Source organism: Cyanobacterium sp. HL-69, from assembly GCA_002813895.1.
GTDB lineage: Bacteria > Cyanobacteriota > Cyanobacteriia > Cyanobacteriales > Cyanobacteriaceae > Cyanobacterium.
This window is the reverse complement of record CP024912.1, coordinates 2756078-2776627: the sequence shown is the minus strand read 5'-3', so window position 1 is coordinate 2776627 and position 20550 is coordinate 2756078. Positions and strand designations below refer to the sequence as shown.

Sequence of the window (20550 nt, the reverse complement as noted above, 5' to 3'; positions counted from 1 at the left end):
TTTCTTTAACAAGGGGCTTAAGCCCCTTGCCTCATATCCCTTAGCCCCTTGCCTCCCTATTAGTTTACAGAGCATAACTCTACTTAGTTATTTATTATTATTAATTATCAATTATTATTTTTTGCTTACTTACTTTCGATTTAAAACTACTTTTTAATAAGTTATATTGGCTTCGTAAATAATCAATGTTGTAGTCTTGTTTACCATAATACCAAGCCACAAAATTATCTGAAATTAAATCAATAATTTCTAGTTGTTCAGTAGCTAAAAATTCCCGTAATCTTTGGGCATATTCCCTCGGAGTTTGGGCTTTATGTTTGGGATAACCTTTTTCTATTAGGAAATCAATCATTTCGAGGTATAGTTTCTCCATGGGATCTAACTTTGCTAAACGAAGACGATACAATTGTTTTTGAAGTAAGTTAAACCCTAACCAGCCGATAAACCCAAGGAATATTAACACCATTGAGCCTAGCAAAATACCCGTAAAACTACCCGTAAAAAATGCCCACAGACGAGTTAGCCAGGGAGAAGAAAGGAAATCGGAAATGGTATCAATAATGTCGGTAAATACTATGGTGACAAAATCGACAATGGGGGAAGGCAACCAACTAGCAACCCAATCCCACAGTTGTCCTAATACTCCGAAGGTGTTGTCGTCATCCACGGATGGAGGGATGATTTCGTTACCTGGAAGGGGATCAAAATAAAACCAGCCATAGTCGGGAAAATAGACTTCTGTGAGGGCGTAGGCATCGGTATTACGTACGACATAGTATCCTGTGAAGGGGTTGAAGTTGCCGGGGGCAAAGCCCACTACTAAACGAGCAGGGATATTGAGCGATCGCAACATAAGGGTATATACGGTGGCAAAATGATCAGGATAACCCCCTTGATAGGTTTCCAGAAAGGCTTGGGTTAAGTCTTCGCCCTCCTCTAGGGGTGGAATATCGGGATCGATGCGATAATTTTGTTTGATAGCCTGAGCAAGATATAACGCTTTGGCATAATTGGAGGTTAATTGACTAGGAGATTTTACCAACAACTCCTCGGCTTTTTCCCTCACCAAATCTCGAATATTTTGGGGTACATCCAAATAATAATCAGAGATAGATTCAGGATAATTATTCCCTGCTTGGGATAACTGAGTTTGATTGCGGTTTCGTACTTTTGATACCGCCGTGTAGGTTAAACCTTCAATCAAGCCTGTTGGCGATCGCAAACTACCCTCCGTATCAATGGCTATTTGTTCTGTGGGAAAATAAAGGCGATCTGGAGAAGATAAAAGAGGAATAATATTAGGTAAATCAGAAACCACCGTAAAAGTTTGAATTACCCTCTCCGTTTCCCCCAACACATTGGGCAAAGAAAAATTGAATTGGAAATTCCAACGATTGCGATCGACATCCATGGTTTGATCATCCCTCGAAATATCCCAACCCTGCCCAGTGTAATGATCAAAAGCCAAAGCTCTCCAAAATCCAGGTGATTGCGATCGCACCCTTAAAACCACCTTCGGATTACTAATACTACCCCGCAAATTTTGGTCCATGGTAGTATTAAAACCATAATAAAAAGTATCATCCACCTGCCCTCTACCCGCACCATCTTCCCCAGAAGTACCACCACCCCCAGCACCACTACCATCAGGATTATAACCCGGGCTAACAATGCCCCGATCAGCCTGAGAAAAATCAAGATCTTCCAACCCTTCAGGCGCACTCACAGGAAAAGTTTGTAACTGATACCCCGGATAACGAGGCATAATCGTAAAAATTAACAACCCAATAGCAAGAGTAACCGTCAAAAAAGAAGTAATCTTTTTCGGAGACAAAGGAGAATTTTTTAACCACTGTTTAGTTTTCTCCGACTGCTTCTGATGTTTATTATCCGTATTAGCCTTATACTCACTCTCATAAGTCGGTAAACCCATACGAGAACGATAATCCAAAATCATCGTCGGAATAGTAACCAAAAGAAACAATAATAACCAAGGTGCAAAAGCCACCGTCTGAGAAAGAGTACCAGCCACCCCGATTAAAATAAAACCAATCACCATAGAATAACCCAAATCCTTACGGCGAGGTAAATCGAAACTATGTAAAACTTGCAACTGTACCAAAAACTCCGCCAACACTAAACGATTATCAAACAAACTGCGTATTAGATTACCCAAAAAGAAAAACAAAGTGGCAACCATAGCAATGGCAAGGATAAATTTTAAAGTAACGTTTTTTTCCTTACGACGATGCCAACTTACCACCCCCCCCAAAATACTCAAAGGAATAGCCCAAACACTCATCGGAAATTGACTCACCGCCGCCACATCCGTCGCCACGATACCCACAATCACCATCAACTGTACCAATACACGAAATAAAATAGACTCCTCAGTTTTGAGAGGGGGCAAAGACTCTATTTGCTGGATAATTCTTTCAATGGTAGGAAAACGCTTTAATTGTTCAATCATCGATTATTCATAGGCTTTAGCAGTAGATTCATTGTAGCAATGAACCATTAACCATTGATTGACAATTATAAAAAGTTAAGTTAGAAAGCTAAAAAATAAGCTCAGACAAAAATAATGGGATAAAATCAAGCTGTAGGAAAAAGATGATAATTAATTCCCATGAGAACAGATAAAGCCCATGATATCATGCGCACTTATTACAATCCCCTCAAGTTTATGTTTGCACCCAAATCGGTAGCATTAATTGGGGCAACGGAAAAAGAAGGTAGTGTTGGGCGTACCCTACTTTGGAATTTAATTAGTCATCCTTTTGGGGGTACGGTTTTTCCTGTTAACCCCAAACGTAAAAGTATTTTGGGTATTAGGGCTTATCCTAGTCTCAAGGAGTTACCAGAATCGGTAGATTTAGCCATTATTGCCACCCCAGCGCCCACGGTACCTGCTTTGATTCGTGAGTGTGTGGAAACGGGGGTCAAAGGAGCGATTATTATTTCTGCGGGGTTTAAGGAAATTGGGGCTGAGGGGATAAAGTTGGAGCAGGAAATATTAAGGGAAGCAAAAAAAGGTAATTTACGAATAATAGGTCCCAATTGTTTGGGCTTAATCTGTCCTTCTTCTGGATTAAATGCTAGTTTTGCTAGTACTAGCCCTGGCCTTGGCAATGTGGGCTTTATCAGTCAGAGTGGGGCTTTTTGTACTTCGATTTTGGATTGGAGTTTGCAGGAAAATTTGGGTTTTAGTGCTTTTGTGTCCATCGGTTCGATGTTGGATGTTAATTGGGGGGATTTAATTTATTATTTGGGGGATGATCCTCAAACTGAGAGTATCGTTATTTATATGGAGTCCATCGGTAATGCGAGGGATTTTATTTCGGCGGCGCGGGAGGTGGCTTTAACTAAGCCGATAATTGTCATTAAGGGGGGACGTACGGAGGAGGCGGCTAAGGCGGCAGCTTCCCATACAGGGGCGTTGACTAGCAGTGATGAGGTGTTGGCTTCTGCTTTTCGGCGGTGCGGAGTTGTACAGGTAGATACTATCAGCGAGATTTTTAATATGGCGGAGTTGTTGGCGAAGCAGCCACGCCCGAAGGGTAAGAATTTGACTATTTTAACTAATGCTGGAGGCCCGGGGGTATTGGCGACGGATGCGCTGACTTGGGGGAGGGGTAAGTTAACCCATTTGAGTGAGGAAACTATTAAAAAATTGGATGCTATTTTACCTCTCCATTGGAGTCGTAGTAATCCTATTGATATTTTGGGTGATGCTACCCCCCAAAGGTATGCCGAGGCTTTGGAAATTGCATCGCAGGATGATAATAGTGATGGGTTATTGGTTATTTTAACTCCTCAGGATATGACTGATCCTACTACGACGGCGGAGGCTTTGTTGGAGGTGGCAAAAAAAATTAAACATAAGCCTATTTTGGCGAGTTGGATGGGGGGTAGCACGGTGGCGACGGGGAGAGAAATACTGAATCATGCTAATGTTTACACCCAGAGTTATCCTGATGATGCTGCACGGTTGTTTAATTTGATGTGGCGTTATAGTAATAATCTTAATGCTCTCTATGAGACTCCTAGTTTTGCTGATTCTCAGGAGTTGATCGATCGCCCTTTAGCCTCTAAAATAATTGGTCATGCTCAAGCTACGGGGCGCATTTTGCTAACGGAATATGAGTCGAAACAGTTACTCAAAGCCTATGGCATCCCCACGGTGGAAACTCGTATCGCTCTTAATACTGAGGAAGCAGGGGCGATCGCCTCTAAAATCGGTTATCCTGTGGTGCTTAAATTGCATTCTGAGACTATTACCCATAAAACTGATGTGGGGGGTGTTAAGTTAAATTTGGGGGATGAAGAAGCCGTTATAAGAGCCTTCGAGACCATAAAAAATGGGGTCAGTGAAAACGACTTTTTGGGGGTGACGGTGCAACCCATGGTTGACCTCACGGGTTATGAATTAATTTTGGGTAGTAGTGATGATCCTCAATTTGGCTCGGTGTTATTATTTGGCACAGGGGGCGAATTGGTGGAGGTATTTAAGGATCAAGCCCTTGGTTTACCGCCCCTAAATACGACTCTGGCACGGCGTTTAATCGAGCGTACTAATATATTTACTGCCCTACAGGGGATAAGGGGTAGAAAACCTGTAAATATTGCCCAATTAGAGCAAATTTTGGTGTTGTTTAGTCAATTAGTAATCGAACAACCTTTTATCAAGGAAATCGATATAAATCCTCTCCTTGCCAATGAAGATGAGTTGATAAGTTTGGATGCAAGGGTGTTGTTATATCCCCCCGAGACGAAACTAGAAGATATACCCAGCCCTGCCATTCGTCCTTATCCCATTCAATATATCAGTCATCATACCTTGAATAATGGCGATCGCTTTACCATCCGCCCCATCCGCCCAGAAGATGAACCAAAGATAGTTAATTTTTGTACCGCATTGTCTGAGCAATCGGTATATTTTCGCTTTTTCCACTCCATCAGTCGTCAATCTTTGATTTCCCATGAGCGTTTAGCCCGTATTTGTTTTATTGACTATGATCGAGAGATTGCTTTAGTAGCTTGTGATAATATGGGTGAAATAAGGGCGATCGCACGGTTAAGCAGACTTCATGGAGACTTAGAATCCGCTGAAATTGGTTTATTAATCAAAGATAACTATCAACATCAGGGCTTAGGTACCTTACTAACCCAAAGCATGATTAATATTGCCCACCAAGAAGGCATTAAATATCTCAGGGCTGATATGCTAATGGACAACCACGCCATGCAAAATCTTTGTCGTAAACTCGGTTTTGAATTGCATAGTCAAGATCATTTAGTTCGAGCAATTTTGACCATGGAAAATTAAAAAAATATTAGTTTTATTATTTACCTTAATTCCCATTCAGAAGATCTAATTTTGTACAAAAAAGTGGATAAAATAATATAAAATAAAAAAGTTTTAAAAAATCACAAAAAGTTATGGCTTGGTTTGTAAAAATAGAAAGAGGAATAGTTCCTAAACATATTTTCGATAAGTATGTTCCCGCCCACTTAGAATATGTAAAAGAGCTAAATAAATTAGGACATGAAGCCAAAACAGGCTACTGGAATGATGATGAGGGAGGTATGTTAATTTTTAAAGCTGACTGTATAGAGGAAGCAAAAACCATTGTAGAAAAAGATCCTTTAATACAAAATAAATGTGTTGAATATGTCTTACATCAATGGTGTATCGTGAATTAAAAGATAATTTATTTAGCCCAAATATTCCCCTAATTCCAAACGAGTGCCATTAATAAAATTCCAAGCAGATTGTAACTTTTTACCTGCTAATTGTACCTCTAATATTAATAGCAAACCTGAGCCTGTTTGAACTACAAAACCAAAATTTTTGATAGTTTTTACCACTTTTCCCACTCCTCCTTTTACTGAATTTATATCAGATAGGTAAGATTTTATTTTGGTAAATTCTGGGGGAAATTCAATATTTTCTATGTCTGTGAGGGGAAAACTAGCGCTAACTTTTAATTTTTGTTGCCTAAAAGTAGTAAAACAGTTGGGATAAAAAGCCCTAATTTGATTATGAATTTGTGAGGCAGATTTTGTCCAATCAATGGGATAATCTTCCTTATCAATTAATCTGGCATAGGTGGCAAGGTTATCATCTTGGGCAATGGGATTGATTTCTGGAAGTTTGGCAAGGGTTTCTAACAGTAAATCAGCACCTTGGGTGGCTAGTTTTTGGGCGAGGGTATCACTATTGTCAAACAAAGAAATGGGAGTAGTGGCAGTGAGTAACATTGCCCCTGTGTCCATACCCTCATCCATTAACATGGTAGTGATGCCTGTTTCTTTTTTGCCATCATAGATACTCCACTGAATAGGGGCAGCACCTCGATATTGAGGTAAAATTGAGCCGTGAACATTGATACATCCATGTTTAGGCATCTGGAGTATTTGGGATGATAAAATTTGCCCATAGGCAACGACTACAAAAACATCTGCCTGGGTAGCTTCTAATAATTCTAGGGTATCTTGATCTTTTTTAATGCGATTTGGTTGCCAAACGGGGAGATTATGTTGCAGTGCTATTTTTTTGATGGGGGAGGGAATCATTTTACTTCCTCTGCCCCGACGTTTATCTGGTTGGGTGACGACAGCAATTACTTGATGATTTTCGTTGGATAATAGTTTGGAAAGGGTGGCAACGGCAAAATCTGGTGTACCAAAAAAGACGACGCGCATTATTTTTGTTGATTAACTTAAGCAAGTTTATATGGTACCACAAGGGGTAATGAGTGGTTTCATTATTCATTTTCTATTACTTTTGTGAGTGCTTTTTGAAGGGCTTCTATGCGTAGGGGTTTGGAGATGTAATCATTCATTCCTGCATTGAGACAAATTTGGCTATCACCGTCGAGGGCGTTGGCGGTAAGGGCGATGATGTGCGGTTGGGGTAGGTTGGGGCGACTGCGTATCATTCTGGTGGCGGTTAAACCATCCATTTCTGGCATTTGTACATCCATTAGAATAACATCATAGAAATTATGTTCTATTTTTTCTAATACTTCTACTCCGTTTTTGGCGGTGTCTGCTTGATAACCCATTTTTTTGAGGGTGAGTAGGGCTACTTTCTGATTAACGAGGTTGTCTTCTGCTAATAAAATTTTGAGGTGGGTTGATAGTTGTAAGTCTTGGGGGTTATTGTTGTTTTCGTTTTCTAACTGAGAGGGCATCAATGGAATGGTGGGAATTTCGGCAAAGATAGTAAAGTAAAAGGTTGTACCATGAAATTCACAAGTTTGGTTTTGGGGTTGCCATTGGAGGGGGGGGTTGCCACCGATTTTACCGCTACTTTCTGCCCAGATGGTGCCTCCCATTAATTCTACTAGGCTTTTACTGATGGTTAATCCTAATCCTGTGCCTCCGTAACGGCGGCTGATGGAGTTGTCGGCTTGGGTGAAGGGTTGGAATAGGTGATAAATGCGATCGCCCTTAATACCGATTCCTGTATCCTTGATGGTAATAAGGATTTCCTGATGATTGTCGGTAATCTTTTGACTGATAATCGATAAAAAAACTTGTCCTTTTTCGGTAAACTTAACGGCATTACCCACTAAATTGAGCAAAATCTGTCGTAAACGGGAAGAATCACCATAGATAAAGGTAGGCAAATCTTGGTGGAGATGATAAATCAAATCAATACGTTTTTCCCGCACCTGTTGCTTAAACAATTTGACAACGGATTCAATGATATTAGGTAAATTTACGATGTGTTTCTCAAGGTTGAAATTACCCGACTCAATTTTAGAAAAATCAAGAATGTCATTAATAATGGTTAGCAAAGTTTCGCCACTATCACGGATGGTTTGCACAAAGTCTAATTGTTGCTCTGATAGGGGAGTATCTTCTAATAACTTTATCATACCAATTACTCCATTCATGGGAGTACGAATTTCATGACTCATGTTCGCTAAAAATTCACTTTTTACTTGAGTGGCTTTTTCTGCTTTTTCTTTGGCATTGGTAATGGCAATTTCTGCTTTTTTACGAGTAGTAATATCAGTTAAAAATCCTTCCCATAATATATCTCCATTAACTTGTTTTTCTGGCACCGAACAGGCTTCAAACCATGACCATTCTTGATTATTGTCGCCTTTTTTCAGACGAAATTCTGCATAAAAAGCACTTAAGGAACTCAGAGATTTTGCAATTTTTTTTCGAATAGTAATAATATCATCAGGAAGCACTTTTTCCCAAAGAAACAGACTAGATTTTAAAAGTTTTGAGGGCTCAATACCACAAACTTCTTTGCATTTTGGACTAACATAAATAAACTTCTCCTTACCTTCAGGAGTAACTACATATTGATAAATTACTCCTGGCACATTTTCGCTCAAACGGCGAAATCTTCTTTCACTTTCTTGTAACTTCTGTTGCCCTATTTTTTGCTCACTTATATCTCTAATCAACCCATCCCAAATTATGTCACCATTGGGCTGTTTTTCGGGGGCAGCAGTGGCTTCAACCCATTTTATGACATGATTTGCTAAAATTATACGATGCCTTGATGTAAAGGGTTCTAGGTTGGTGGCAGAGGTGTCAACGGCATTGATAAGGGAAGCTACATCATCAGGGTGAACTTTTTGCCATAATACACTACTATCTTGGATGATTTCTTCGGGGCTGAGGTTATATATCTCTTGTGATTTAGGGCTAATATAGGTAAAGCGATCATTACCGTCCTTATCGATGATATATTGATAGACTATGCCAGGGACATTTTGGGTAAGACGGCGAAATCGGGTGTTGCTTTCTTTTAGAGCCTTTTCAGCTTCTTTGCGATCGCTTATATCAAAAGCCATAGAACATATATGATTATATTGTCCTTGGTCATCGGGAATTAAAAAGTTACTAACCAAGAAGGCTTTTAGCTTACCATCAATGAGAAATTCTTGCTCAAAAATTATGGGTTGCCCAGTTTCAATCAAGACTTGATCATGTTTCCGAATCATCTTCGTTTCAGTCTCGGAAAAAATGTCTTCGTAGTTTTTACCGATAACTTCATCAGGAGTTTTACCTAAAGTTTGGGCAAAAGAATCATTAACAATCAACATACGCCCATCCAAATCATTAACACACATTTCTAGGGGGGCATTATTTAAAATTGATTCGAGTCTTTTTTGGGAAGCCTGTAACTCTAATTCCTTTTGTTTTAAAACTGTAATATCTCTACCTACAGATTGTATCTCAATTAAATTTCCTTGATCATCAAAAATCCCTTGATTAATCCATTGTGTCCAACCATAACCACCATTTTCCTGATAATTATGCTTTTCGGTGACAAAAGTAGGATTATGGGGGGTTAAATTAGCAATCTGAATAATGGTTTCTTTTAAGTCTTCTGGATCAGCAAAATCTCCCCAAGACTTACCTTGTATATCTTCTAGGGTACATCCTAGGGCTTCACATAGGGCTGGATTAGCAAAAATGATAGTAGTATCAACCTCCGAGCGTAACACAAAATCCGTTTGAGTTTGAACGACTTGCTCATACATTTTTTGATATTCATTAAGAGCTTTTTCCTTTTCGATAAAAGAGGCTTGTAATTGCTGGGCCATTTCACTGAAGGAAAAGAATAGAATGTCAAGCTCTTTGATGGTGCTTGGTTTATAATCAATGATGCCCCCTTGCCAGTTGCCTTGAGCAATTTCTACGGTTGATTTACTTAACTGCTGAATGGGTTTACCTATTTTTTTTGCCACTAACCAACCCACGGAGGCAGAAAACACCAAGCTAAGGGCGGTAAAAAGAAGGGTAGTTTCAACATTATTCCTGATTTCATCCATAAACAACGACTCAGGTAATATGGTAATGACAAGCCAATCAATTCCTATGTCATTTTGATAGGGAGTAACTTTTATATAGGGTTTACCACTGCTGCTAGGGGATTTAATGGTGGTTTCTCTGGTAATATTATCAAAGTTTTGATAATTGTCTGTGAGGATTTGTGTTACTTCTTTTACCAGTGGATATTCGCAGTTAGGGGCGGATATTCTTTGGCTACGACTATCCACAATACTCCCTAAAAAGTCTTGGTTACAACTACCAATCATTAGTCCTTCTTTGTCAATGACAAAGGTAACGCTACCTTCTTGAAGGTTTAGCTGTTGTAAAAATTGGTTAATTTGCTCTAGTTGCAAGTCTATGGATAAAATACCGATTAAAGTATTGTCGCTATTATAAACAGGGGTTGAGTGGGAAATGCCGAGAATGGGGGGAAAAGCGTTTTCACTATTCCAAGGATAAATAGGACTCCATTGAGGGGCTTGTTGATACCAAGGTTTTAATGGGGGGGGATTTTCTTCTATGTCGGCAATGCCAAGAAGATTGCCTCGATGATCCACGTGGTAGTATATTTTTTGGTTAGGATTATCACTGTTGATAATTGCCACTTCTACGTTGGTATTTTGATGATAGCCGTAACCGACACCAACATAATTTCCTACTAAGTCAGTAAAGTTGAGATAACCTAAATTAAACTCTCGGATTTTGCCATAAAAGTATTGGGGTAGGTTGTCTTGATCATTTTCTAGGTTGATGATTCCTGTACGAAAAGCATTAGCATTAATTTGGTTTACTTGTTCTGCTTTTCCTAAATAGTTATCTAAATATTCTAAGGTGCGATCGCTCGTTTCTGTTAATAATTGATCAGCTAAATTTTCTATGGTTTTTTGCCCTGTGCGATATGACAAATAACCAACTATACCTACCGTGGTAATGATTTGTACTAAAAAAGGAACAATTAAAACCCAACGAAGGGTAAAGCGGGGGGATTTTCGCTGCAAAGATGAGGCTTTAGGAGTCATAGCCACCTAGGGGGAAGGTATGGGGTAATGGGAATCGCTAGTTAATTCATCTTAGCTAATCTTGTGGCAACTAAGATGCCAATTTGAGTCCTTCGAGGTACAAAGAATAAGCAAAACCGATTTTAAAGGCGTTGAGGGTGGTACGCCAAAGGGGTTTGTTGGGGTTACGATTTTTGTAAATGATAATATTTGAGCCTTCGGTGAAGAGTAGGAAAAAAAAGGCAAAGGTGACATCCCATCTCGCTGCTTGCCCAGCAATGGAGGAGATGGTGTTAGCAAGAAAGAAACCTAGTAAGAAAGCAATTACATTAAGGGATAGTCGGCGCCAAGGGTTACTAAAAAAGTCGATGATTTGGTTGCCGATGCCTGTGAGTAAGATATTTAGTCTTGTTTCTTGCATAATAGTTTACTAATTTTCAAGATGGGCTAAAAGGGCGATCGCCCTTACCATGATAAGATGTTCTTGGATTTGAATCCGTTTATGTAGGGTTTCGGGGGTATCACCTTCCTGGATAGGCACCGCCGACTGAATTAAAACCGGGCCACTATCCACCGCCAAATCTACTAAATGGACAGTACATCCTGTAATTTTAACCTTTGCTTCCAAGGCTTGTTCAACGGCATTTATTCCTTTAAAACTAGGTAATAAACTAGGGTGAATATTAATCACTTTTCGGGGGAAGGCATTTAATAATACGTTGGTAATAATGCGCATCCATCCTGCCATCACTACCCACTCTACCCCATGGTTTTTGAATACTTCGACGATGGCTTGATCTAATTCTTCACGGCTTTGGAAATCTCGATGGTTAAGTAAAACTGCCTTGATGCCTAGTTTTTCAGCCTTTTCTCTCACCGTAGCATTAGGATTATTGTAAATTAGGACTTCAATTTTAGCATTTAATTCTCCATTAATAATACCATGGGCGATCGCCTCGAAGTTACTACCACTACCCGAAGCCATTACCCCTAACCTAACAGGAGTGGCAGATTTTAACTGTTCAAGACTAACATCGGGAGAAATAATTGCGTTCATTTACCAGCCATGGATTACTAAAGTTTAACCAAGATTATCTCAAACTTTGGCAAGATAAACAATGGGCAATGGGCAATGGGCAAAAGATAATAATTGTTAATTGTCTATCCGCAGAGTTTGCTTACTCTTATAAGACTCAAGGGCTGCATTAGCCACCTTCAAAGTATAAACACTATGCTGATTAGCGGTATAAATAGGGGCATCATTTAATAAATGCTCTAAAACTGCCTCTGTATCTTGGGTAAACAAACCCCGACGACTGCCCACTTCCAAATCCATTACCTTATCCCCCTGAATTAACCTACCCTTTTCCCCTTCAAACAATAAAACCCCTTCATCCCCATGGATAGTTAACACCCTACCACTACGGGCAAATTTATCCCCCTTACCATAGGTAATATTCACCCCCATCTGATTTTTAAACATCAACTGTGCCTGACACCAACAGGATGAAAAATAACCACTCTCAGGAGTATCCCAAAAACGAGCATTACAACTGACGGTTTCCACCTCCCCAAACAAATCCGTAAAGCGATTGATGCGAGAAAGGGCGGCAATCAGAGGAAAGCCATAATGATGGTAATTGTAAGTCCAATGATTACCTACCTTGGGTTTAGACAAAATAGTTTCGTAACTAGCAAGGAAAGGATTACCTATCTTAGAAATATATTGTTTAATAGCTTGATGCACTCCCCCCAAAAGTTCGATATGCTCGATATGAAGTAGTTTTCTTTTTGCCTTGGCTAAATTTAATAATTCTGGGGCTTCTTTACTGTCGATGGTGAGGGGATATTCAACAATAACGTGTTTGTCTGCCAAAAGGGCTTCACGAATAATTTGCCCATGGAGATAATTTACATTAGAAACACAAATTAAATCGATTTCTTTATCACTTATCAAATCTTGCCAAGAAGATAGGGTTTTTAGATGATGAGTTTGGGCAAAGGTAGCTGTTTTTTCTGGGGTGTTACCACTTACCGCCACTAATTCCGTATGGGGTGAATCGTTAAAGGCTTCTGCCCTTCTAGCGGCGGCGTATCCTGTGCCGACAATGCCTACTTTGACGGGAGTTTTGACAATATTATACTGACTCATCACGGCTTAAGATTAAAATTAATTTATAAACGATTGACTAAATCTCTAGTTTTTTTTATGGTATCAGGTAATACCCCCACCAACAGAGCAAATACTTCGTCGGGTAATTTTTCGGCTGTTTGACAATCAAACCAATGTTCAAATTGATTAAGAATAACTTGCGCCCTTTCACGGGAAATGGGGTTACTGGTAATTTGTTGAATTAATTTTACCCATTGTCTCCTGAGTAGGTATGCCCTCTGTTTTTCGGAGCTATTTTGGGGTACAAATAAAGACAGTTTACCCACAGGGATAACATCTACTAAATCTTGGTCAAAAAATCCTCCCACTATAGCCCCAGGGCCTGCAAATTCGGCATAATATTTTTTAATTAGAATTAGACCATTTTTCTTTTTTGGATTGACTATTAAAAGGGGTTTTTCTTGAACGAATTTATCTAAATCAGTGTAGATATTATTTTGGGCGTTTTGATTCATGGGGGATGAATGGGAGTTACTCTGGGTTATTACTAAAGGATTTTTCTAATAACAGGCGACGTTTGTTTTTGATGAATAAACTATAGAGGTTGGTTTCTTCTTGTTTGATGGTGTAGCCATTTTGAAGATAGACTGTTTGCCCTGTTTTGTTTTCGGCTAATACATGGAGAGAAAGATTATCATAGCCCCAATTTCGGGCAATTTCTTCGCATTTTTTGAGCAGTTGGGTGGCGATGCCTTGGCGACGAAATTCTTTTTTTACGGCAAGGTTAGATATGTAAGGAAATTTTTGTTTTTGAGTCCAACCATATAGTCTTCTTTGGGATACTTCTACGGTGCCGACTATTTTTTCTGCTTCTGTGGTGGTGGCAGGGATAACGGCTACGATACAGCAATAGTCAGAATTATGGGCATAAATGCGATCGCGCAAATCCTCGGCAATACCCATCTTCATCAGGGGATAAAGCCACTCCATTAGTTTACCAAAGTCATGGAAACCATAGGTGAGTATATCGGCAATTTGACGAATATCCTCGGAGGTTGCAAAGCGAATGATAGGGCAACGGGAGGAGGAATGGTTGTGATGGAAAAAGGATAATGATGATGTCACCAGTTTTTAATCAATCAATGAGGGTGGAAAGTAATTGATAATGGATAATTGAGAGTTAGGGCGAACGTTTGTTCGCCCAGTGTATAAATTTTATCCTTATCCTCCAAAGGCAATGGGGAAGGTTAGTTTTAGGGCGGCGGTAAGCAATAGATTAACTAAAGCTACGGGTAATAAAAATTTCCAGCCTAAGTCGAGTAATTGGTCAATTCTGACCCTAGGTACTGTCCAACGTAATAATACAGCAATAAAGACTAAAAAGTATGCTTTTAATACTGTCATGGAAATACCAAGGGCAGCGGTAAGTACCTGTAACCAAGGGGTAGTTTCGCTTACTCCTAACCAACTAGCTAGGTTTTGGATAGGAATAGGAAAGTCCCAACCTCCTAAATAAAGCACGGCTACAATGAGGGCTGATAACACGAGGTTAACATAGGACCCCACGTAAAAGAGGGCAAATTTCATCCCTGTATATTCGGTTTGATACCCTGCTACTAATTCTTCTTCTGCTTCGGGTAAGTCGAAGGGTAAACGCTCACATTCAGCCAAGGCTGCTACCCAAAAGATAAGGAAGCCCACGGGTTGGCGCCAGATATTCCATCCCAAGATACCATACCCTGACTGTTGTTCGACAATGTCGATGGTACTAAGACTATTAGACATCATTACCACGGCAAGGACGGCAAGAGCAAGAGGAATTTCGTAGCTGATGGATTGGGCGGCTGCCCTTAAACCTCCTAATAGGGAGTATTTGTTGTTGGAGGAGTAACCTGCCATTAGTAAACCGATAGGGGCAATACTGGAAAGGGAAATCCAGATAAAGATACCAACGTTTAAGTCGGTGATGACGAGGTTTTGTCCGAAGGGTACAATTAAATATGATAAAAATACTGGAATTACTACCACTGCAGGCCCTAAGGTAAATAATAATGGATCTGCTTTGGCTGGGGTAATATCTTCTTTAAAAACTAATTTAATACCGTCGGCGACAGGTTGTAATACGCCCAAAGGGCCTGCGTATTCCGGACCAATTCTTTGTTGGGCTGCGGCGGAGATTTTTCTTTCTAACCATACGGTTACTAATACTCCCACGGTTGCACCGATAATCATCAAGACTAGGGGGAGTGGTATCCAGAGGGTTTTGGCTAACTCTGGGGACAATCCTAAGTCGATGAGGGAGGTTATAAAACTTCCTTGTAAATCGATTCCTGAGTTCATTTTATTTGTTTTATTTATTTGCTTCTGGACTTCATTTTATATTAAAGTTACTTACTGAACCAAAGTTTGCTCTTTTTTTGCCTAAAAAAAAGGTTTTGATGATGATGGATTAGTGCTAGGATTATTATTCTGAAGGGAGGCTGGTTGTTGCCACTGTTTTTGATGTTATGGTGAAGGCTAAAAGGTCTAATTTTTATTTTTCTCGAAGATTATTTACTCAAGTTTCTCATGGTTTGAGTGCTACATACACCCCAAAAACTTATCGTCGTCTATGTTGGTTTTTGGTTGGTTTAATGATGGTGGTGGGTGATAAGGGTTTAATTTTTTCTAGTTTAGGGGCGATCGCCCTGTTGTTTTTTATCTATAATTATCAGGGAGTTTCTTTTTCTGCTCTTCAGGTATTTTCCCGTTTTTTTCCTTCCCATAATCGTCGTTTTACCTTGGCGGTGGCAGGAAGTGGTTTAGGGGCGATCGCTCTTTATCTTAGTGCTAAACTTTGGTTAGAAATAGATAGTCATTGGTTAGCTACAGCCATTATCTTCCAAGGATTAATCAGTAGTGGCACTTTTGCCCTTTTGGGTTGGTACTTTTATCAACAAAAAAACAACCAAAAAGAAACCTTTGAACAAAATATTAACCATCTAATTGCCGAATCTCCCCTCAAAAGATTATATGGACTCAATCAACTAATTAATCGATGGGAAACAGGTAAACTAAATATTTCTCAGACTCAATACATGATTGACTATTTATTAATCATGAAAAATAACGAAACTGATTCTATCATCCAAGAAAAACTAAACTACTTTCTAAATCAAATTAGCCCAACAATTAATAATCATTCAGTAGAAAAAGCAGAGAAAAAACCTCTCAACATTCCTAAAAAATATAAAACAAAAATTACCATTAACAACTAAGGTGCGCTAGATTATTTTATAAATATTAGGGATTAAGTTAAAATGCTTTAATTAAAAATAATAGCTAAATGAAATAAAAAAGCCTAATCCTTCTGTTTCAACTCCTCAACCTTCAAAATAATAAAATATTCGTAAAAACTCTGCAAAACACACCAAGCAAAACCAGCTTTTCCATCCAAAAAACCCCTAAGAATAAAATACATATAAAACCAACGAAAAAAAGGTCTAAAAGGAATCCTAAAAGATAAATCCTTCAAAGCCCGACGGCGGATTACCTCCGTTTCCCCAAAAAACAAATCTTTCCATCTAATTTTATTTACTCCCCTTTGTTTAATACTTTCTATAGCCTCATCCGTAGAATAACGGTTATGTTTTTCTAACCAACGACTCAATCCCTTACTGCAAGTATAATGAGGATAAATATTTTTCAAATATCCTGCTTCTCCCTCACAAACCTCCCTTTCTGCGTGTCCAAAATCAATAAAAGAAACCTTTCCTTTTTTAAACAAACGCATTTGATGACGAGGATACTGGCTACTATACTTTATCCAACTACCCAAAAACATCATCTTTTCAGCCACATAATAGCCTACATATTCGCTACTTTTAACAGCTTCTAAACATTCATTAAATAACTCAGGGGTAAATCTTTCATCCGCTTCCAATAGATATACCCAATTATATTTAGTTTCAATGTTTTCTAACATCCAATTTCTTTGTTTGCCATGGGATTCAAAAGCGTGTTGAAAAATCTTGACAGGGAATTGTGAAGCGATTTCCATAGTTTTATCATTACTAAAAGAATCAACTACAATAATGTCATCACATTCAGAAGCTGATTTTATACAATCAGCAATATCAATTTCCTCGTTATAGGTAAGGATAAAAATAGAAAACATTTAAAATATATAGTAAAAACATTACGAATAAAGAGTCATAAAGAATTATTATTCTTAAAAATTTCAGACAAATAATTAACCGTCATTTTCCATCACAAGACATAAGACAACAGTTAATAACGAAGAGGTAAGAAAACCAACACTTTTAAATGAGATTATAATGGTTATAGCTTTAGAAGATAACAAAAATTAGAACATATTTCCATGGAATGGCAAGAAAGAAATGGTAACTGGGTGTTAACCCCATCACAACCCATCGGTATTATACATTTTCTTGGGGGTGCTTTTGTGGCCACAGCACCTCATATTACCTATCGTTGGCTATTAGAAAAACTTGCATCTCAAGGATATTTGATTATTGCGACTCCTTTTATAAACACATTAGACCATAAAAGTATAGCTCTTTATGTGTTGAACAAATTTGAAAATCTTTTACAAAGATTAGACAATAACACGGGACTAGATTTAAAATATTTACCTATCTACGGTATGGGCCATAGTATGGGATGTAAATTACATCTTTTAATTAGTAGTTTATTTGAAGTAGAAAGAGCGGGAAATATTCTTATTTCATTTAATAATTACCCCCTCCAAAAAGCAATTCCTTTTATGGATCAAATTATTCCATCTATCACTGATAATATAAAAACTAATTGGAAAATTGACCCTAATGTACAATTTGAGTTTACCCCTTCTCCAGAAGAAACCCAAACTATCGTAAAAGATAACTATTCAACCCGTCGTAATTTGTTGGTGAAATTTAGTAACGATAACATTGACCAAACTTTAACACTACAACCCATTTTAAGCCAACTTTTTCCTAACATGGTTTCTACCCTAACGTTACAGGGAAATCATCTTACTCCCCTCGGACAAGATATTGATTGGGAAGTAGGAGAAGTTTTCACTCCTTTTGATGCTATCGGGCAATGGGTAAAACAGAATTTTTCTCGTGATATTTATGAATTAGAAAAAGAGGTTTCACGGTGGTTAAATCCAGCCCAATATTCTTTGTATTAATTATCTCAATGTCTCAATTTTATTTTAATGTAATAGATTGAGGTAGGCAATAGGAAATGGTTATTAGTTATTAGTTACAAATAAGTTTTGAGTATTTTATTTTCCTTTTTAGGTGGTATTTTAATGGGGTTAACGGTAGCCCCTACAAATTATTGGTTTTTTGCTTGGGTGGCGATGATACCTCTTTGGCTGGGTATCAAAAAAGAGTCTTTACCAAAAACTCTGATGTCTTGCTTGGCTTGGGGATGTGGCTATCATGGTTTAGCATTGTTTTGGATTACGGGCATTCATCCCATGACTTGGATGGGAATAAGTTGGCTAAATAGTATTTTAATTGCTTCTTTTGCTTGGATTTTTATTACTTTTTGGGGGGCTGGATTCGTCGTTGCTTGGGGGGCTAGTTTTTATTTTTTGCTTAGGTATATAGATGATTCTAAGAAAGTTGTTAATGATCTTTTTTTCAAAATTTTATTAGGGGCTATTTTGTGGGTACTTTTTGAGAGATTATGGAGTTTTTCTCCTCTTTGGTGGTCGTCTATTTCTTATAGTCAAAGCCCTTATAATTTGTATATTTTACAGTTATTAAAGTTCTCTGGAATTAGTACTTTAACAGCTATAATCACTACAATAAATGCTTTATGGGCTGAAGGAATTAAAAGTTTTTATGACTATTTTAATGATAAAAATAGCCTTTTTACGTATCAGTTAAAAGGTTTATTACTACCTGTTTATAGTTTAGTTGTTTTAATGTTTTTTCACGGTTTGGGTTATTTATTTTACACTCAACCCATAACTGATAATCCAGAAGAAGTTATCACAGTAGGCATAATTCAGGGCAATATACCTAATACTATCAAATTGTACGAGTCTGGGGTCGGAAGGGCGATCGCCCGTTACACCGAAAGTTACGAAAAACTGAGTCAAGCAGGAGTAGACTTAGTTATCACCCCAGAAACTGCCATTCCCCTATATTTTGACGACATCAAAACCAAAACAAAACTATACCCCGCCATCATCAAGGAAAAAACTCCTATTGTTTTAGGGGCATTTGGCAGCAAAGAAAATAACTTTAGTAATAGCCTCTTTAGTATCGATGCCCAAGGCAAAGTAATCAAACAATATGATAAAGTCCACCTTGTACCCCTCGGCGAATATATACCCTTTGCCAACATTTTAGGTAACTTTATCAACCGCCTTTCCCCCCTCGATGCCCATTTGATTGCAGGGGAAAAAAATCAAATTTTTATAACTCCTCAAGGTAAAGCCATTGTCGGTATTTGTTACGAATCCGCCTATGGAGAGCATTTTAGACAACAAACTAAACAAGGGGGCAAATTTATCATCACATCCTCCAATAATGCTCACTACAGCGAAGCGATGCCCTCTCAGCACCATGCCCAAGACGTAATGAGAGCCATTGAAAATGACCGTTGGATGGCTAGAGCTACTAATACAGGCTACTCTGGTATTGTTGACCCCCATGGTAACACTATCTGGCTTTCTGACATAGACCAATATCAAACCTATCAGGGGGAAATATATCGCCGTCAAACTAAAACTCTCTATGTAAAATGGGGAGACTGGTTGAGTAATTTATTTGCGATAATACTTTTAGGATTATTTATTTACACTTTCTTGGGATTTTCTAGCATACAAAAAGATTGATATTGTTATGGCGAAACAAATCTATTACTCGGTAACTTACCCATAGCATAAAACCTATTAAAAATAAGCAAAAAATAAAATGATACAGTCTTTATTAAAAGATAACCATTTAGACTTTGAAGAATTTATTGAATGGTATCCTGCATCCACTGAATATCAGTATGAGTTACACAACGGAAGTATTATTCAAATGCCAAAATCAAAAGGGAAACATTCACAAATAGCAGGATTTTTAATTACAGAATTAACTTTTGAAATAAGACGATTAAACTTACCTTATTTTGCTCCCAAAGAATGTTTAATTAAAGGAGATAGGTTTTCAGGATATGAACCAGATGGAATTATTTTAGATAAAAAAATGTTGGAAAATGAACCATTATGGGAAAACCAATCAACTTTATTATCTGGAAATGCTGTTAAATTAATTATAGAAGTAGTTAGTGGAAATTGGAGTGATGACTATGCTTTAAAGTTAGATGCTTACGAAAGTTTGGGCATCAGAGAATATTGGATTATTGATTATTTAGGTTTAGGAGAACGCAAATTTATTGGTTATCCAAAACAACCTACTTTAACTATTTATACCCTTGAAAAAGGAGAATATCAAGGTCAACAATTTAGGGCAAATGAAATAATTAGGTCAACTATTTTTTCTCGGTTAAATCTAAGTGCAGAGCAAATTTTCAAAGGTGATTTATAAATCAAATCAAACTATTCTATATCCCACAAAAAACGTATGACAATATGGTAATATAGTATTGTATAGATGCTAGTATTTCATTACT

Annotated in this window: 16 protein-coding genes; 6 read left to right on the top strand and 10 right to left on the bottom strand. The window is 38.1% G+C overall.

From position 1 onward, the window contains the following. Positions 1–100 precede the first annotated feature (100 nt). Positions 101–2470, bottom strand: coding sequence for a transglutaminase TgpA family protein (locus AA637_RS12890; protein WP_446683094.1), 2370 nt, complete (start codon positions 2468–2470; stop codon positions 101–103). Between the two features lie 159 nt (positions 2471–2629). Between AA637_RS12890 and AA637_RS12885 the strand changes: the two genes are divergently transcribed. Next, complete coding sequence (locus tag AA637_RS12885) at positions 2630–5329, top strand: bifunctional acetate--CoA ligase family protein/GNAT family N-acetyltransferase (RefSeq protein ID WP_446683093.1); 2700 nt, start codon at positions 2630–2632, stop codon at positions 5327–5329. Positions 5330–5442: 113 nt separating this feature from the next. Next, entirely contained in the window at positions 5443–5706 is a 264-nt protein-coding gene (locus tag AA637_RS12880) for a YciI family protein (RefSeq protein ID WP_446683092.1), read from the top strand. 12 nt (positions 5707–5718) lie between these two features. Here the strand turns inward: AA637_RS12880 and fmt are convergent, their stop codons facing one another. From fmt to nuoH, 8 genes are all read right to left on the bottom strand, one after another. Beyond that, positions 5719–6708, bottom strand: a complete 990-nt coding sequence (gene fmt / locus AA637_RS12875; RefSeq protein WP_446683091.1) for a methionyl-tRNA formyltransferase — start codon at positions 6706–6708, stop codon at positions 5719–5721. 62 nt (positions 6709–6770) lie between these two features. Beyond that, complete coding sequence (locus tag AA637_RS12870; protein WP_446683090.1) at positions 6771–10832, bottom strand: PAS domain S-box protein; 4062 nt, start codon at positions 10830–10832, stop codon at positions 6771–6773. 70 nt (positions 10833–10902) lie between these two features. Then, a complete protein-coding gene (locus AA637_RS12865; RefSeq protein WP_069790101.1) occupies positions 10903–11232 on the bottom strand; it encodes a DUF565 domain-containing protein in 330 nt (109 codons plus the stop codon). A 9-nt stretch (positions 11233–11241) separates the two neighbouring features. Beyond that, a complete protein-coding gene (gene purN, locus AA637_RS12860) occupies positions 11242–11868 on the bottom strand; it encodes a phosphoribosylglycinamide formyltransferase (RefSeq protein WP_446683089.1) in 627 nt (208 codons plus the stop codon). Between the two features lie 96 nt (positions 11869–11964). Continuing rightward, on the bottom strand, positions 11965–12963 hold the full coding sequence (locus AA637_RS12855; protein WP_446683088.1) for a Gfo/Idh/MocA family protein: 999 nt from the start codon (positions 12961–12963) through the stop codon (positions 11965–11967). Positions 12964–12986: 23 nt separating this feature from the next. Further along, positions 12987–13439, bottom strand: a complete 453-nt coding sequence (locus AA637_RS12850; protein ID WP_446683087.1) for a hypothetical protein — start codon at positions 13437–13439, stop codon at positions 12987–12989. A gap of 16 nt (positions 13440–13455) precedes the next feature. Further along, a complete protein-coding gene (locus AA637_RS12845; RefSeq protein WP_446683086.1) occupies positions 13456–14049 on the bottom strand; it encodes an N-acetyltransferase family protein in 594 nt (197 codons plus the stop codon). Between the two features lie 96 nt (positions 14050–14145). Further along, entirely contained in the window at positions 14146–15264 is a 1119-nt protein-coding gene (gene nuoH / locus AA637_RS12840) for an NADH-quinone oxidoreductase subunit NuoH (protein WP_446683085.1), read from the bottom strand. Between the two features lie 167 nt (positions 15265–15431). Between nuoH and AA637_RS12835 the strand changes: the two genes are divergently transcribed. Beyond that, positions 15432–16181: a hypothetical protein gene (locus AA637_RS12835; RefSeq protein ID WP_446683084.1), complete on the top strand. Its 750-nt coding sequence runs from the start codon at positions 15432–15434 to the stop codon at positions 16179–16181. A gap of 83 nt (positions 16182–16264) precedes the next feature. On the opposite strand, the gene AA637_RS12830 is transcribed toward AA637_RS12835, so the two are convergent. Beyond that, on the bottom strand, positions 16265–17080 hold the full coding sequence (locus AA637_RS12830; protein WP_446683083.1) for a glycosyltransferase family 2 protein: 816 nt from the start codon (positions 17078–17080) through the stop codon (positions 16265–16267). A 204-nt stretch (positions 17081–17284) separates the two neighbouring features. On the opposite strand from AA637_RS12830, the gene AA637_RS12825 reads away from it, so the two are divergent. The 3 genes from AA637_RS12825 (at position 17285) to AA637_RS12815 (ending at position 20465) form a co-directional block, all read left to right on the top strand. Further along, entirely contained in the window at positions 17285–18100 is an 816-nt protein-coding gene (locus AA637_RS12825; RefSeq protein WP_446683082.1) for a DUF1350 family protein, read from the top strand. A 123-nt stretch (positions 18101–18223) separates the two neighbouring features. After that, positions 18224–19765, top strand: a complete 1542-nt coding sequence (lnt, locus tag AA637_RS12820; RefSeq protein ID WP_446684593.1) for an apolipoprotein N-acyltransferase — start codon at positions 18224–18226, stop codon at positions 19763–19765. A gap of 79 nt (positions 19766–19844) precedes the next feature. Then, entirely contained in the window at positions 19845–20465 is a 621-nt protein-coding gene (locus AA637_RS12815) for a Uma2 family endonuclease (protein ID WP_446683081.1), read from the top strand. Positions 20466–20550 lie beyond the last annotated feature (85 nt).